Source organism: Enterovibrio gelatinilyticus, assembly GCF_028683095.1.
Taxonomy (GTDB): domain Bacteria; phylum Pseudomonadota; class Gammaproteobacteria; order Enterobacterales; family Vibrionaceae; genus Enterovibrio; species Enterovibrio gelatinilyticus.
In genome coordinates, this window is the sequence record NZ_JAJUBC010000105.1 from 1 (window position 1) to 688 (window position 688).

The following is a 688-nucleotide window of genomic DNA, read 5'->3' on the forward strand; positions in this document are numbered from 1 at the left end:
AAAACGGCGGACTATGATCAATCAGGAGCAACTAGTGGATATACACGTTTTACATCAACAGGGCCAAAGCATCCGCCGTATCGCAAAGACGTTGGACGTATCTAGAAACACGGTGAGAGCTTACCTCAGGAATAAAGACAGACTACCTGTGTACCCCGAACGTCAGTCACGCCCATCGAAACTAGCCCCCTATTTCGACTATTTACTTGGTCGCATTGAAGCAGCAAAGCCACATTGGATACCTGCCACCGTTCTTTTTCGCGAGATTAAGGCATTAGGTTATGACGGCGGGATCACCATGCTTAAAGAACGCATCAAACAATACAAACCGACTGCACCTGCCGATCCTGTCGTGCGCTTCGAGACAGAACCAGGACAGCAGATGCAAGTGGACTTCACGACGGTCACACACCACGGAAAACGCATCAAAGCCTTTGTCGCAACCCTTGGATATAGCCGTGCAACTTTTGTCCGCTTCACTGAGCGTGAGCGTCAAGAAGACTGGATTGAGGGTCTTGAAGAAGCGTTCGAATACTTCGGTGGTGTGTCCAGAGAGGTCCTGTTCGACAACGCAAAAGCCATCATGATAGAGCGTGATGCCTATGGTGAGGGTCATCATCGTTGGAATGCTGCACTGCTTGCTACCGCCAAGAAGTACCACTTCAAACCCAAAGCATGTCGGCCATAT

Annotated in this window: 1 protein-coding gene; it reads left to right on the forward strand. The window is 49.7% G+C overall.

Features of this window, described 5'->3' with window-relative positions; translation table 11 throughout:
• Nucleotides 1–13: 13 nt before the first annotated feature.
• The coding region (gene istA, locus LRP50_RS25410; protein WP_337992933.1) for an IS21 family transposase at nucleotides 14–688 on the forward strand (675 nt) is incomplete at its 3' end.